Below are 14,727 nucleotides of genomic sequence, written 5' to 3' on the forward strand. Positions count from 1 at the left end.
AAATTATGAAGAAAATAGTTGTTCTTTTAGTTGTACTGTTGGGCTGTATGCCGGTAACGGCTTTTGCGCAGAAGCAATTCTTTTTTAAGGATGGCAAGTTTGTGGTAGCCCAGTTCACGGATTTGCATTGGATGCCGGGTTCTGCAAAATGTGCCGAGACTACAGCTACTATCCGTGCTGTCTTGGCGGCTGAACATCCGGACATTGCCATACTGAGTGGTGATGTGGTGACCGATGACCCGGCTATCAAGGGATGGGAAAGTGTTGTGGATATTTTTAATGAGGCAAAGGTTCCCTTTGTGGTAACTATGGGAAATCATGATGCCGAATATTTGACGCGTGATGATATCTATGATTTTCTCCTAAAGTCTCCATACTATGTAGGTACGAAAGGTCCGGAGGATATCATGGGATGTGGTAATTGTGTCATTCCGGTTTATAGTTCGGAAAAGAGGGACTGGGTAGAGGCTTTGCTCTATTGTATGGACTCTAATGATTATCAACCTGATAAAATCTACGGTGCTTATGATTGGATTCATTTTAATCAAGTAGAATGGTATAGAAAGCAAAGTAAACACTTTGCAGAGAAGAATGGGGGTAATCCCGTTCCTGCTTTGGCCTTTTTCCATATTCCGCTGATTGAATACAATGAAATCAGGGGTGACGGGAAAACTTATGGCAATGACAAAGAAGGTGGAGTTGCCTCTGCTAATATCAATTCCGGTATGTTTGCTTCCTTCCTTGACATGAAGGATGTAATGGGAGTATTTGTAGGACACGACCATGATAACGATTTTATAGGGATAGATAAAGGTATTGCATTGGGATACGGACGGGTGACTGGTGCGGATGCGTATGGCGATTTGAAACGGGGGGCGCGTATTATCGAGCTGTACGAAGAGCAGTTCAAATTTGATACGTGGATTTCTACTCCTTCGGGAAGGGAGGCTGCCTACTATTATCCTTCCGGCTTGAATTCAGATGAGGAGCAGAGCATGAGCTATCTGCAGGCAGTGAAGGCCTCTCCCAAGAAGCAGGGTGTGGCATATGCCTATTATGAAGGCAAATGTAAGCGTGTTGCCGATATTGCCGCCTGCAATAAAGTGAAGGAAGGGGTGATGAAGAACTTCTCGATTGGGGAAGCAACCGTCTCGGATCATTTTGCTTATGATTTCCGTACGTTGGTGAAAATTCCTGAAAGGGGAGTTTACCGATTCTATACTTTTTCCGATGATGGGTCTAAATTATACATAAATGGTAAATTGATTGTTGATAACGACGGCGGCCACAGCGGACGCCGTGCCGAAGGGAAAGTCGCTCTCGAAGCAGGGTGCCATGAACTGCACCTGCTGTATTTTGAAGATTACATGGGCCAGGAATTGGAAGTCGGGTATTCGGGACGGAATATTCTGGAAACCGTGTTGCCTGATACCATGTTGTTTGTGCCGGATTAAAATCAGCGTTGGTAACTCTTTGTGTGGTACTCTTTCCGATATTCATTTGGGGAGACTTTCTTCAAAGCTTTGAATTGGCGGGACAAGTTTTTCAGGTTATTGATTCCGACTTGTTCCGCCACATCTGCAATCGGAGCATCACTGGCCAGTAGCAATTGGGCAAAGCGTTCCATCCTAAGATTGAAGATATATTTGTGGATGGACTGCTGGGTGACTTGTTTGAAACGAATCTCCAATAAACGACGTGATAATGGTACTTGCTTCACTATATCCGATACAGTGATATCAGCAGCTATATTCTGATGGATATATTTCAGGGCTGTCTGGATATGGGCATCGGTGGTGGAATAGAAGTCTGTCGAAAGCCTGTTGATGATATTGACTGGTTGGATTACTACATCCTGATAGGTAGCCTTTTCATCATTCAATAGCTGTTCTATGAGGGCAGCAGCCTCAAATCCGCCTCTTACAATGTTTTGGCTGATACTGGATAGGGGAGGATCTGAAAGATTGCATATAATCTCATCATTGTCGACGCCCAATATTGCTATCTTGTCGGGTACTCTGATATTGTTGACTTTACAGATTTCCGTAATGCGGTTGCCTTGATTGTCATCGCAGGCCATGAGTGCTGTAGGTTGTGGCAATGACTTTAACCAACTGAGCAGGGGCGGGGCTTCATAAAACCATAAGTCGTCAAGGGATTGGTCCTGATAGGCGTAGAAGTTATTGCCAAACCCTTGGGCAGCTATACATTCGTAAAAACCTTCACAACGTTCTTGCGACCATACCGTATCGCGATAACCATAGAATGCAAAGTTCTGAAAGCCTTTACTCAGAAAAAACTCTGCTGCTATTCTGCCGGTCTTGCGGTAATCGCCGGTGATGTTTGGAATATTGCTGAACCTTGATTTATAATCTTGGGCCAACGCGATAATTCCGTTTTCACGGAATAGCTCTACATTGTCAGCGTTGTCAAATCTGCCGATAATTGCATCTGCATGCCATGTCTTTGCCCATTTCAAGACTCCTTCTATGCCATGATTATTTTTGTAGGAGGGTGGCATACGGCATACTACCCATGGCTCATGGCTTTTGGAATAGGCCAATACTCCCTTTAGCAGATTGTACGAAAAGGACTCTGTAAAATCGGTCAATAATATCAATCGAATCATAGCAGTAGAGTAAATGTAACTGATTGTTACTTATACAATTGTTGGCTTAATTGACAAATATAGGATTTTATTTCTTTTTTTTCAAATCTTTCCCCTCATATTTGCAGATTGCTTCAATCCATTCTTCTTCCAGTGGCTTGGATTCGTGTTTGGCGAGGTCGAAGGCTACCATGATGGAAGTACAAACGCATTTTACTTCTAAGGTTTCCGTATCGATGACACGCTGTGCCAGATGGAAACTCTTGGTTCCTATTTCAGTAACGGCAGTTTGCACGGCAATATGGTCCGAACCATAAATCTGCGCAAGGAAATTTGCTTCAATATGGACGACAACGATACCATCCTTTTCCCAATCTACATCCGGGCATACGGAAGCGAAATATTCCGTTTTTCCTAAATCATAAAAAGAGAAGTAAACAGTGTTGTTTACATGGCCGAATTTGTCGACGTCATTGAAGCGTAGTTGTATGGGCAGGGTGTGGTTAAATTGAATTTCTTCCATTGTTTTCTATTAAAATTTGTTTATAATCGCTGCAAAAATATTATTTGATTTATGTGTTGGAAATCAAGTGTCTAAATGCGAAAAATCCCTTCTCGTACTTATAGGACACCACAAAGGTAGTAATTCTTTTGTTACTAAAGACATTTGGCCTTGCCATTTAATTGGGCAGGGTATCTATAATGCTTAATGTGATGATGTATGCTGTTTTTTCTTACTAAACTATAATTTGCATTGATAGTGGAAACCATCCCGTTATTTACTTTGTTCACTTATTCATCAATGTTAAATTAAAAAGTTATGGTAAATGGAGTAATTTGTATATCTGGATGTTGTGTTGAATCATTATCATTTTTCCGGGATTGGATTTGATGATGTTCGAAAGCGAAGTGGTACATTCAGATTTTTTAATTTCGAATGATGAAGCGGGAAGTAAAACGATGTGTTTAGGGAAATAGCATACAGTGGTAAAAATAATATGGCGAAACAATCGATAGGCAAGAAAAAATTAAGCTTGTCCTTATTAATAAAGATTATAAAGGATACCGGACAAGGTTTTATTGACGATAGTGTCACCAGGTTAAGCGGATCGTTGGCTTACGCGACACTATTTTCAATCATCCCTTTTCTTTCTCTTTTAGTTACTATTGGGGTAGCTTTGCATATAGATTTGGCTGATCAGTTGTATATGCAGTTGAAACCGATAGTAGGAGCAGAGGTAGTTGGTGAACTTCGTTTGATTATAGAAAATGCAGAAAGAACGGACTCTTCCACACCAGCGGCTATTGTTAGTTTGGGAATTTCCATATTTGGTGCTACTACCATTTTTGCAGAGATACAAAGTTCCTTAAATACGATTTGGGGAATAAAGGCCGTGCCCAAAAAGGGCTGGCTGAAATATATCCAGAATCGGCTACTTTCATTCTCGATAATTTTGGTATTTGCTTTCGTGCTTCTGGTTACATTTAGTATTACCAATATTATTGGAGATTTGAGTAATAAGTTTATGGCCAGCTACCCGGATGTCGCAGAGGTTATTGTGAAAGCTGTGGGATTAGTGTTAAATATAGGTGTTACGGTTATTATTTTTGTATTGATTTTCAAAGCTCTTCCTGATGCGAAAATAAAAAGTAAGGATGTTTTTATTGGAGCTGTAGTGACAACTATATTATTGTTGGTAGGGCAATGGGGAATATCTTTCTATATCGGGATTGCGAATGTAGGGACTATTTATGGTGCAGCGGCATTCATGATTGTTTTTATTACATGGATTTATTATTCTGCTATTATAGTCTATGCAGGTGCGGAGTTTACTAAAGCATGGGCCAATGAAATGGGGAGCAAAATTTTTCCGGATGAATATGCTGTAGCAACGAAAGTGGTAGAAATACGTGAAACTTGACAACTGGATGGTCTTATTTGGCATTCTGATCAATAATAGTGGTAATTAATATATAGCCATTTGAGAATATCCAAGACAAAATTTTTCACTTTCGAACAAATATACTACTTTTGCGCATTAATCCTTATATATCAGGAAATGATAGAAGACATTAAAAAAGCCTGCCAGGTGATGAGCGAAGGCGGGGTAATTCTGTATCCGACAGATACGATTTGGGGCATAGGTTGTGACGCTACCAATGAAGAAGCGGTGCGCCGTGTATATGAAATCAAGCAACGCTCTGACAGTAAGGCAATGCTGGTATTGGTAGATTCCCCGGTAAAGGTGGATTTCTATGTGCAGGATGTTCCGGAAGTTGCCTGGGATTTGATAGAACTGGCCGACAAGCCTCTTACCATTATTTATTCCGGAGCCCGTAATCTGGCTCCTAATCTGCTTGCCGAAGATGGCAGTGTGGGTATCCGCGTCACCAGTGAGGTGTTTTCAAAGCGGCTTTGCCAGCAGTTCCGCAAAGCGATAGTCTCTACTTCTGCCAATGTCAGCGGGCAACCGTCGCCCGGCAACTTCGGGGAGATAAGTGAAGAAATCAAATCAGCAGTGGATTATATAGTAGGATATCGTCAGGAGGAAACGGTGCGCCCGAAACCGTCCGGCATCATCAAGTTGGGCAAGGGCGGAGTCATCAGAATTATTCGCGAATAAAGAGGAAAATGGCAGAGGACAAGAGAAGTTTGTTGCAGCGCTTTATCCTATGGCGCGAAAAGAATATTAAGGAGAAGAGGTTCATACTGATTCTCAGTTTTCTTGTAGGTATCTTTACAGCATTTGCCGCACTGATACTGAAAGTCATCATACACTGGATACAGAACTTCCTGACGGACAATTTCAATGCGACGGAGGCCAACTACCTTTATCTGGTCTATCCGGTAGTAGGTATCTTCCTGACCGGATTGTTTGTTCGCTATGTGGTGAAGGACGACATCAGTCATGGAGTCACCAGAATCCTATACGCCATCTCGCGGCGGCAGGGGCGTATCAAACGACATAACACTTGGTCGTCCATCATAGCCAGTTCCATTACCATCGGTTTCGGTGGTTCGGTCGGGGCGGAGGCGCCTATTGTGTTGACGGGTTCGGCTATCGGTTCTAACCTGGGAAATATATTCAAGATGGAACACCGCACGCTGATGCTGTTGGTGGGATGTGGTGCTGCCGGTGCGGTTGCCGGCATCTTCAAGGCGCCGATTGCCGGTCTGGTATTTACGTTGGAGGTGCTGATGATAGATTTGACAATGTCCTCCTTGTTGCCGTTGCTGATATCTGCGGTGACGGCTGCGACTGTTTCCTATATCGTGACGGGCACGGACGCTATGTTTAAATTTCATCTGGACCAAGCTTTCGAGCTGGAACGTATTCCGTATGTTATTATGCTGGGCATCTTCTGCGGATTGGTTTCCCTTTATTTCACGCGGGCCATGAACTCTGTGGAAGGCGTGTTCGGAAGGTTGAGAACTCCCTATAAGAAGCTGATAATGGGCGGTGCCATGCTGAGTATCCTGATATTCCTTTTCCCTCCGTTGTATGGCGAAGGTTACGATACGATAGAATTGTTGCTGAATGGGATGAGCAATGCCGAATGGGATACGGTGATGAACAATTCCTTCTTCTACGGGCACGGCAATCTGTTGCTGATATACCTCATACTGATTATTCTGTTCAAGGTTTTTGCTTCGAGTGCCACGAATGGCGGTGGCGGTTGCGGCGGTATTTTCGCGCCTTCATTGTATCTGGGGTGTATTGCCGGTTTTGTCTTTTCACATTTCAGCAATGAAATAGAGATGACGGCTTATCTACCCGAGAAGAACTTTGCCTTGATGGGAATGGCGGGGGTCATGAGTGGGGTCATGCACGCTCCGCTGACCGGCGTGTTCCTCATTGCCGAACTTACGGGAGGATACGACCTTTTCCTGCCGTTGATGATTGTCTCTGTCAGTTCCTATCTCACTATCATCATGTTCGAACCTCATAGCATCTATTCCATGCGCTTGGCAAAGAAAGGCGAACTGCTGACGCACCATAAGGACAGGGCCATCCTTACCTTGATGAAGATGGAGAATGTGGTGGAAAAGGACTTTGTGACCGTGCGTCCCGAAATGGATTTGGGCGAACTGGTCAAGGCCATTTCCGCCTCGCATCGCAATATCTTTCCCGTGACGGACAAGGAGGGGGTGTTGATAGGCGTTGTCTTACTGGACGATATCCGGAACATTATGTTCCGTCAGGAGTTGTACCATCGTTTTACGGTAGGCAAATTCATGACTTCGGCTCCGGCACGCTTGTACAATACGGACAGCATGGAACAGGTGATGCGTACTTTCGATGACACGAAAGCATGGAATCTGCCGGTGGTGGATGCGGAAAACAAATACCTGGGCTTCGTGTCCAAGTCGAAGATATTCAACTCGTACCGTGAAGTATTGGTGCATTTTTCAGAAGATTGAGGACATTTACAATTTACCATTTGCAATGTACACGCCATTCCGAACGGCAAATTGTACATTGTAAATGGTAAATTGTAGATTGCAAATGAGCTGCCTCGCAAATTGTACATTGTAAATGGTAAATTGTAAATGAAATGGTGGAAAAGAAGAATTTGAGGATTGTATATATGGGTACTCCCGATTTTGCGGTGGAGGCTCTTCGTTGTCTGGTAGAAGGAGGTTACAATGTGGTGGGTGTCATTACGATGCCCGACAAGCCTGCCGGACGGGGGCATAAGCTCCAGTTCTCTCCGGTGAAGCAGTATGCGCTGGAGAACAATCTTCCGCTTCTTCAGCCGGAGAAGCTGAAGGATGAGGCTTTTGTGGAGGCGTTGCGTGCATGGAAGGCCGATTTGCAGATAGTCGTTGCCTTCCGCATGTTGCCTGAGGTGGTATGGAACATGCCGCGATTGGGCACCTTCAACCTGCATGCTTCCCTGCTGCCGCAGTATCGTGGCGCTGCTCCCATCAACTGGGCGGTAATCAATGGTGATACGGAAACGGGCATCACCACTTTCTTCCTGAAACATGAGATTGACACCGGTGAGGTTATTCAGCAGGTGCGGGTACCCATTGCCGATACGGACGATGTGGGTATTGTCCACGATAAACTGATGCTGTTGGGCGGTCGCCTGGTGGTAGAGACCGTTGATGCCATTCTTGCCGGTACGGTGAAAAGTATTCCTCAAGAAGAAATGGCCGTAGTGGGTGAACTGCGTCCGGCACCGAAAATATTCAAAGACACTTGTCGTATTGACTGGAACCTCCCTGTGAAGCGTATTTATGATTTTGTACGCGGTCTTTCTCCCTATCCTGCTGCTTGGACGGAGCTGCTCCAACCCGGTGGAGAATCTGTTGTGGTAAAAATCTTCGAGACGGAAAAGATTGGGGAATCCCATCAACTGGTTCCCGGAACCTTGCGGACAGACGGGAAGACCTATATCCGCGTGGCTGCCGAAGATGGCTTTGTCGGCATCCGTTCCCTTCAGCTTCCGGGCAAGAAGAGACTGAAAACGGATGAACTGCTGCGCGGCTTCCGGTTGACAGAAGAATGCGTGATGAAGTAACTGATTGTAATTCAATAGCTTTTTACTGCAAAACTGCTGCACTCGTTTTGCAGCGTCACTGCAACCAGCTTTGCAGTGTTGCTGCAACTGGTATGCAGTGTGACTGCAACTGCTTTGCAGTACTACTGCAACACGTTTGCAGTGACGCTGCAAAAGGTATGCAGTGAGTTTGCAGCGAGAGTTTTGGCTTTCAATGTTAGGCCGATTTAAATCTTTTCCGTATATTTGTACATGACAAAGTTCGTAAACTTTAGAATATAACATTATGAAACCAATCATATCCCCTTCCATTCTCTCTGCCGATTTCGGTTATCTGGCACGAGACATTGAAATGATTAACCAAAGTGAGGCGGAATGGGTACATATCGACATCATGGACGGTGTGTTTGTCCCTAATATTTCTTTCGGATTCCCGGTACTGAAGTATGCGGCGAAACTGTCGCAGAAACCCTTGGACGTACATCTGATGATTGTACAGCCGGAGAAGTTTATTCCGGAGGTAAAGGCTCTGGGAGCACACGTCATGAATGTGCACTACGAGGCTTGCCCGCATCTGCACCGTGTGGTGCAGCAAATCCGTGAAGCGGGGATGCAGCCGGCGGTAACGATTAATCCGGCAACTCCCGTGTCCTTGCTGAAGGATATTATCAATGACGTGTATATGGTGCTGATAATGAGTGTGAATCCGGGATTTGGCGGACAAAAGTTCATAGAGCATTCTCTTGACAAAGTACGCGAGTTGCGCGAATTGATCACGGTTACCGGTTCGCAGGCCTTGATAGAAGTGGACGGTGGCGTAAACTTGGAAACCGGTGCGCGTCTGGTAGAGGCTGGAGCAGATGTACTGGTGGCAGGCAATGCCGTTTTCTCGGCTCCCGACCCGAAAGAGGCTATCCGTGCATTAAGGAACCTGTAATCCGTCTTCTGGATTGATAATTGACAGCTGGCAACGGTATCCTTTCCTTCGACTGTTGATGCCGTTGGTAGTTGGAATTTTATGTGGAGATACATTTCCTCACGTGTTTTCTGTATGGGAGTATGTGGCAGGTTTTCTGCTTTTTCTTTTTATTATAGGTAGATACAAACATGCCGGATGGGTGTATGGAGCGGCGGTATACCTTTTCTTGGGTAGTACGGGGTTCTGCTTGATGAGTTGGCAGCAGGGAAAGACGGTATTTCCCTTTTCGGGCAAAACTGCTGTTTATAGGGTTTCTATCTGCGAGCATCCGGAAGAGAGGGAACGCAGCATATTGTGCAGGGTTGCCCTGTTGGGAGAGGTAGAGCAGGATACTGTCATGGGTTGTTCCCGGAATCATCTTTTTCTGGCTTATTTACCTAAGGATTCTGCTACGGTCGCTTTGCGCCGTGGTGATGAGTTGCTGATATCCGCCCGGCTTGCTCCTCCGGCGAACAATGGTAATCCCGACGAGTTTGACTATGCCCGCCACCTGAGGCGGAAAGGTTATAGCGGCACGACCTACGTGGCTGGCGGACATTGGCGGAAGACGGGGCATGATGCTTCCCGCACTGTCAGCCAGGTGGCACTGGATTATAGGGAGAAAGTGGTTGGCTTATACCGGAGCTTGGGTTTTGAAGCTGATGAGTTGGCGGTGATTTCTGCGTTGACGGTAGGTGATAAAGAAGAACTGAGCGATGACATTGTGGAGACCTACTCCGTCTCGGGAGCCAGCCATGTACTGGCGCTTTCGGGATTGCATGTAGGGTTTCTGTATGCTTTGCTCTTGTTTGTGCTTCGTCCCTTGTGGAGGCGATGGCAGCGGTTGAAACCTTTGTTGCTTCTGTTTCTTGTCCTTTTCCTGGCGAGTTTTGCTTTTTTCACGGGACTGTCCTCTTCGGTGGTGCGGTCGGTCGTCATGTTCTCTTTGTTGGCGTTTGCCGGTTTGCAGCCGGAAAAGCCGCTGACGCTGAACACGCTGGCGGCAACTGCTTTTCTGATGCTGCTGTGTAAGCCGGTCTGGTTGTTTGATGTCGGTTTTCAGCTGTCATTCTCAGCGGTTGTGGCTATTGTACTTGTACAACCTAAGTTATATGCCCTTTGGAAGGTTGACAATCGTTTCCTGCGGTATTTGTGGGGGCTTATGACGGTGTCTGTGGCGGCTCAGCTGGGTACGGCTCCTTTGGTCATTTTCTATTTTTCCCGTTTTTCCACTCATTTCCTGCTGACTAATCTTTGGGTCATTCCCATGGTGTCGCTCGTTCTGTATTCGGCGGTATTTCTGTTGATGCTTACGCCGCTGCCTTTGGTGCAACATCTGTTTGCAAGGATAGTAGAGGCATTGGTACATGTCCAGAATGAAGTGCTCCGCTGTATAGAGCATCTTCCCGGCGCTGCTGTCGATGGCATCTGGCTGGATATATGGGGTGTTCTGCTCGTCTATCTGTTCTTGGGGACGGCATATTATGGCTTCCTACGTTTTACGGTGCGTAACGTCTGTTTTTCGTTGCTGGCGTTGTTGGCAGTGGCCTCCTGGAATTCTTTCTCCATGATGTCCAATGCTCCCCGGCAGGGGATTGCTTTTTATAGCGTGAGAGGCTGTCCCGTTGTCCATTGCATGTCGGACAACCACCGTTCTTGGTTGGCATGTACCGACAGCTTGCCGGATATGTCGCACCTCTGCCGTGCCCTTTCTCCGCATTGGAACCGCCTGCATCTGGAGGCTCCCCGACTGATTGCCGGAGATTATACCACTCCCGGCTTGTCTATGCGCAACCAGATTGTCTCTTATGCCGGTAAGCGTATCTGCCTGCTTTCCGATGATCGTTGGCGGAATAAGAAGTCTTCCCGTCTCCTTTCGGTTGATTATCTGTATGTCTCCAAAGGCTATCAAGGCGGGGTAGAGGAACTTACTTCGCTCTTTTCCATAGGAATGGTGGTGATTGACGCTTCTCTTTCAGACTATTATCAGAATAAGATTGCCAATGATTGCGTCCGCCTGGGTATCGCTTATCTCCTTCTTTCTCAAAAAGGTTCTTACTGTATATTGTTATAAATCATAAACTTTTCGTACTTTTGCCCCTTCAATTTGTTGTAGTTGTAAAACGAATAGTAAATAAAGATATATGTTGACTAAAGTAATAGAACAATCCAAGATAGATCATTTTACCAAATGGTTTGACCGTGCGGACAAGATAGTAATCGTTTCACATGTGAGTCCCGACGGGGATGCCATCGGTTCTTCTCTGGGCCTGTGGCATTTTTTCAGTTCGCAAGGAAAGACAGCGAATGTCATTGTGCCGAACGCTTTCCCCGACTTCTTGAAATGGATGCCCGGGAGCAAGGACGTCCTTTTGTACGACCGCTACAAGGACTTTGCCAACAAGCTGATTGCTGAAGCAGACGTGATTTGCTGTCTGGACTTTAATGCCATCCACCGTATAGATGCCATGGGTGACGCCGTTCTTGCATCTCCGGCAAGAAAAATATTGATAGACCATCATCTCCATCCGGAGGATTTCTGCAGGATTGTCATTTCCCACCCGGAGATATCTTCCACTTCGGAACTGGTTTTCCGTCTGATTTGCCGTATGGGCTATTTCAGTGACATTTCAAGGGAAGGAGCAGAGTGCATCTATACGGGTATGATGACGGATACCGGCGGGTTTACCTACAACTCCAACAACCGTGAAATCTATTTCATCATCAGCGAATTGCTGTCGAAAGGCATCGACAAGGATGCGATTTACCGCAAGGTGTTCAATACTTATTCCGAAAGCCGTCTGCGCCTGATGGGATATGTCTTGTCGCAAATGAAGGTCTATCCGGACTATCATGCAGCCTTAATCTCCTTGACTAAAGCCGAACAAAGCCGGTTCGACTATATACGGGGAGATAGTGAAGGCTTTGTGAACATTCCTTTAAGTATCAAAGGGGTGGTTTTCTCTTGCTTTTTGCGCGAAGACACGGAGAAGCCGATGATAAAGATTTCCTTACGTTCGGTCGGCACTTTTCCCTGTAACCGGCTGGCTGCCGAATTCTTTGGCGGCGGCGGCCATCTGAATGCTTCCGGCGGCGAATTTTACGGAACGATGGATGAGGCCCGCAAGGTCTTTGAGCAGGCTTTGGAGAAATACAGGCCGTTGCTTTTGGGGAAAGGGTAAAAAAGTTTCGGTAAGAAAGGGAAAACTGAAATATTTCATATATTTGCCATTAGTTCGTAAAAACTGAAACAAATAAAGAATCTGATTATGAAGAATATTGTAAAGATGGCAGTTGGTATCATTGCACTCTGTTTTTCTCCTTTCTGTATGGCGCAACAATCGGATTGCGCGGTGAATTCTGTGCTTCTTCAGGAAAATGAAGTCCCGGTATTTATAACCATAGGACAGTCGAATGCCGATGGTTCGGCTTTTGCCGATGCCGGAGAAGACCGGAGGTTGGCTGCCTGGTATGACAATCCGGACACCAATCCCGGGCTGATGAAGATATGGTATCGCAGTTGCCATATCGTGAACCAAACCGATGGTGCCCGCTGGGTTTTCGATGGGACTACCGAAGACGTGGCTCCCGGCTGGCTTGACCTTTATTATAAGAACGATAACCTGAATGGCAAAACCATGATGAACATGATTCATAGCTATGGTACGTGGAGTGCCGGTGCGGCTGGCCGTCGGGGCATGGAGGGTGAGTTCGGCATGCACTTTCAGCAAGCTTTTCCGGACATGGAGCTATACATTATTAAATTAGGATGTTCCGGTTCACGGATTGAAACTTGGGCTTCTTCTTCCGACAGCCATAACTGGGACTATTTCTATGAAAGTCTGTATAAACCGGCCATTAATGATTTGTTGGACAGAGGCAAAAAACCGCGTTTGGCCGGAATCTGGTGGATGCAAGGCGAAGGTAACGGGATAGATTCCAAAGAACATTACTTGCCTTTGCTGAAATCGCTCATCGAGAAATGTCGCACCCGGCTTGGATTTCCGGACGCTCATGTTTATATCGGTCACATCGTGAAACCGGGTGAGAGTGTGAGCAATCCCACAGCTTCGGTACAATATGGGCAAGGGGTGCGCGATGCGCAAGATGCTGTCGTCAACCCGAAGGATGAAAACTTCATTCCGAATGTGTCTGTCATAGATGCCCGAGAAAGTCCTTTCGACAAAGACAATCTGCACTGGGGGCATGTCGGCATCAATAATATTGGCAGAAAGATTGCGACCGAAGTCATTTCGGCCGGTCACCGTGGAGATTGGGCAACTTTCTGCCCGTCAGCATTCAAACGTTTTGCTGCGCGCCAGCATACATGCACCGATGACCCCGGCTTTGCTTTTTAGTTTGGAAAGGGCAATGGTGGAATCCTGATTTACCAAATTGAGTGAATATTTGCGAATGGCGCTCTTTATGGGCTGTAATATGTAATCCTCCGTTTGGGAAATCGTCCCTCCGATGATGACCAATTCCGGATTGAACAGGTTTATCAGCCCTGCTATTTGTTTACCCAATTTCTGGCCGATTTCCTCTATAATCTCAATACATAAGAGGTCTTCTTTGTTGATGGCATCTATTATTTCGTCCAGTGTCAGCGGTTTTTCTGTATCTTGCGTTCTATGGGATAGTATGGACTGTTCGCCATGGGCGATGCGCTCCAGAAGAATACGGTGCAGTGCCGAGCCGGAAGTCTCTGTTTCAAGGCAACCCTTTTTCCCGCAATGGCATATTATTTCGTTGTTGTATGCAGGCATGTGCCCTAATTCACCGGAAAAACCGGATTTTCCGGCATAGATTTCACCGTTGATGATGATGCCTACTCCCAGTCCCCAACTCATGTTGATGAAAAGTATGTTCTTTTTTCCTTCAACGTTTCCTTGCAGGAATTCACCGTAGGTCATAGCTCTTGTGTCATTGTCAATAGTAACCGTGCAACCTAGTTTCTCAGCCATGACTTCCGTAAGGGGACGTTCTTCAAAGTTGAACCAGCTGTAGCTGTAGCCCGATTCAGGGTTCACTCTTCCGGAAATGTTGATATTGACATTGAGTATTCTCTCTTTTTTGATATTTACTTTTTTGATGAATCTGGTTATCAGCTGGCATAGTCCGTCCAGGCTGTCCGGAGTGTTTTTACAGTGATAAGGGATGCTCATCTTTAAGTCCACCATATCTCCCTTGAAGTTCATCAGCCCTATATTGATGGTAAATTGCTTGATATCCACCCCAATGAAATAGCCAGATTCGGCATCCAGTCCGTACAAGCTGGGGCGACGTCCGCTATTGGTGCCTTGTTTGCCATATTCGTGTATGTAGCCTTCTTCGCACATCTCATTGATGAATTTCGTGACGGTAGGAACACTTAAATTTAGTTCTTTGGATAGGCTGGTAATGGTCGATGGGCCATTATATATGTAATAAGTGATAATCTTCTTTTTGACTAAGGCATTTTTAGTCCCTGCTTTTATTTCTTCTAACAAAATTGGTTTCATGTCAATTTAGAGATGTAATTGGCTATTAATTTGTTACAAAAATAAGGAATGTCTTTGATATACTTCTCTTTTGGCTTGTGAATTTATGTTATAATACACTATTACACATTATTAAATGATTGTTAGTCGTATCAGTGGAATGTTTTATAAAA

Annotated in this window: 12 protein-coding genes; 9 read left to right on the forward strand and 3 right to left on the reverse strand. The window is 45.5% G+C overall.

What is annotated here, in order from left to right; all coding sequences use genetic code 11:
* Positions 1–5 precede the first annotated feature (5 nt).
* On the forward strand, positions 6–1,454 hold the full coding sequence (locus tag M1B78_RS13145) for a PA14 domain-containing protein (protein ID WP_257940916.1): 1,449 nt from the start codon (positions 6–8) through the stop codon (positions 1,452–1,454).
* 2 nt (positions 1,455–1,456) lie between these two features.
* On the opposite strand, the gene M1B78_RS13150 is transcribed toward M1B78_RS13145, so the two are convergent.
* Together M1B78_RS13150 and M1B78_RS13155 are read right to left on the reverse strand one after the other, a co-directional pair.
* The gene (locus M1B78_RS13150; protein ID WP_136009073.1) at positions 1,457–2,629 is read right to left on the reverse strand and encodes an AraC family transcriptional regulator; all 1,173 of its coding nucleotides are present in this window, start codon (positions 2,627–2,629) and stop codon (positions 1,457–1,459) included.
* Positions 2,630–2,696: 67 nt separating this feature from the next.
* Entirely contained in the window at positions 2,697–3,131 is a 435-nt protein-coding gene (locus tag M1B78_RS13155) for an acyl-CoA thioesterase (RefSeq protein WP_257930702.1), read from the reverse strand.
* 475 nt (positions 3,132–3,606) lie between these two features.
* On the opposite strand from M1B78_RS13155, the gene M1B78_RS13160 reads away from it, so the two are divergent.
* The 8 genes from M1B78_RS13160 to M1B78_RS13195 all read left to right on the forward strand — a co-directional run bounded on the left by M1B78_RS13160 (position 3,607) and on the right by M1B78_RS13195 (position 13,432).
* Positions 3,607–4,530, forward strand: a complete 924-nt coding sequence (locus M1B78_RS13160) for a YihY/virulence factor BrkB family protein (RefSeq protein WP_136009071.1) — start codon at positions 3,607–3,609, stop codon at positions 4,528–4,530.
* A gap of 138 nt (positions 4,531–4,668) precedes the next feature.
* Complete coding sequence (locus tag M1B78_RS13165; protein WP_176467742.1) at positions 4,669–5,232, forward strand: L-threonylcarbamoyladenylate synthase; 564 nt, start codon at positions 4,669–4,671, stop codon at positions 5,230–5,232.
* An 8-nt stretch (positions 5,233–5,240) separates the two neighbouring features.
* The gene (locus M1B78_RS13170) at positions 5,241–7,031 is read left to right on the forward strand and encodes a chloride channel protein (protein WP_257930703.1); all 1,791 of its coding nucleotides are present in this window, start codon (positions 5,241–5,243) and stop codon (positions 7,029–7,031) included.
* Between the two features lie 134 nt (positions 7,032–7,165).
* Complete coding sequence (fmt, locus tag M1B78_RS13175) at positions 7,166–8,137, forward strand: methionyl-tRNA formyltransferase (protein ID WP_257940917.1); 972 nt, start codon at positions 7,166–7,168, stop codon at positions 8,135–8,137.
* 265 nt (positions 8,138–8,402) lie between these two features.
* Positions 8,403–9,053, forward strand: coding sequence for a ribulose-phosphate 3-epimerase (gene rpe / locus M1B78_RS13180; protein WP_136009066.1), 651 nt, complete (start codon positions 8,403–8,405; stop codon positions 9,051–9,053).
* 58 nt (positions 9,054–9,111) lie between these two features.
* Positions 9,112–11,148 carry a ComEC/Rec2 family competence protein gene (locus tag M1B78_RS13185; protein WP_257940928.1) on the forward strand — a complete coding sequence of 679 codons (2,037 nt, stop codon included), beginning with the start codon at positions 9,112–9,114 and terminating at the stop codon, positions 11,146–11,148.
* Positions 11,149–11,218: 70 nt separating this feature from the next.
* Positions 11,219–12,256, forward strand: coding sequence for a DHH family phosphoesterase (locus tag M1B78_RS13190; protein WP_257940918.1), 1,038 nt, complete (start codon positions 11,219–11,221; stop codon positions 12,254–12,256).
* Between the two features lie 87 nt (positions 12,257–12,343).
* The gene (locus M1B78_RS13195; RefSeq protein WP_257940919.1) at positions 12,344–13,432 is read left to right on the forward strand and encodes a sialate O-acetylesterase; all 1,089 of its coding nucleotides are present in this window, start codon (positions 12,344–12,346) and stop codon (positions 13,430–13,432) included.
* On the opposite strand, the gene M1B78_RS13200 is transcribed toward M1B78_RS13195, so the two are convergent.
* The gene (locus M1B78_RS13200; RefSeq protein ID WP_257940920.1) at positions 13,367–14,575 is read right to left on the reverse strand and encodes an ROK family transcriptional regulator; all 1,209 of its coding nucleotides are present in this window, start codon (positions 14,573–14,575) and stop codon (positions 13,367–13,369) included. The genes M1B78_RS13195 and M1B78_RS13200 overlap by 66 nt on opposite strands.
* Positions 14,576–14,727: the final 152 nt, after the last annotated feature.

Origin of the sequence: Bacteroides muris (ex Fokt et al. 2023) (assembly GCF_024704895.1) — a bacterium.
Classification (GTDB): Bacteria; Bacteroidota; Bacteroidia; order Bacteroidales; family Bacteroidaceae; genus Bacteroides; species Bacteroides muris.

Excerpts from the sequence above, each read along its gene's own strand:
- rpe (WP_136009066.1), top strand. The coding sequence starts at position 8,403 with ATGAAACCAATCATATCCCCTTCCATTCTCTCTGCCGATTTCGGTTAT.
- M1B78_RS13150 (WP_136009073.1), bottom strand. The coding sequence starts at position 2,629 with ATGATTCGATTGATATTATTGACCGATTTTACAGAGTCCTTTTCGTAC.
- M1B78_RS13165 (WP_176467742.1), top strand. The coding sequence starts at position 4,669 with ATGATAGAAGACATTAAAAAAGCCTGCCAGGTGATGAGCGAAGGCGGG.
- M1B78_RS13200 (WP_257940920.1), bottom strand. The coding sequence starts at position 14,575 with ATGAAACCAATTTTGTTAGAAGAAATAAAAGCAGGGACTAAAAATGCC.
- fmt (WP_257940917.1), top strand. The coding sequence starts at position 7,166 with ATGGTGGAAAAGAAGAATTTGAGGATTGTATATATGGGTACTCCCGAT.
- M1B78_RS13190 (WP_257940918.1), top strand. The coding sequence starts at position 11,219 with ATGTTGACTAAAGTAATAGAACAATCCAAGATAGATCATTTTACCAAA.
- M1B78_RS13145 (WP_257940916.1), top strand. The coding sequence starts at position 6 with ATGAAGAAAATAGTTGTTCTTTTAGTTGTACTGTTGGGCTGTATGCCG.
- M1B78_RS13195 (WP_257940919.1), top strand. The coding sequence starts at position 12,344 with ATGAAGAATATTGTAAAGATGGCAGTTGGTATCATTGCACTCTGTTTT.
- M1B78_RS13155 (WP_257930702.1), bottom strand. The coding sequence starts at position 3,131 with ATGGAAGAAATTCAATTTAACCACACCCTGCCCATACAACTACGCTTC.
- M1B78_RS13170 (WP_257930703.1), top strand. The coding sequence starts at position 5,241 with ATGGCAGAGGACAAGAGAAGTTTGTTGCAGCGCTTTATCCTATGGCGC.
- M1B78_RS13185 (WP_257940928.1), top strand. The coding sequence starts at position 9,112 with ATGCCGTTGGTAGTTGGAATTTTATGTGGAGATACATTTCCTCACGTG.
- M1B78_RS13160 (WP_136009071.1), top strand. The coding sequence starts at position 3,607 with ATGGCGAAACAATCGATAGGCAAGAAAAAATTAAGCTTGTCCTTATTA.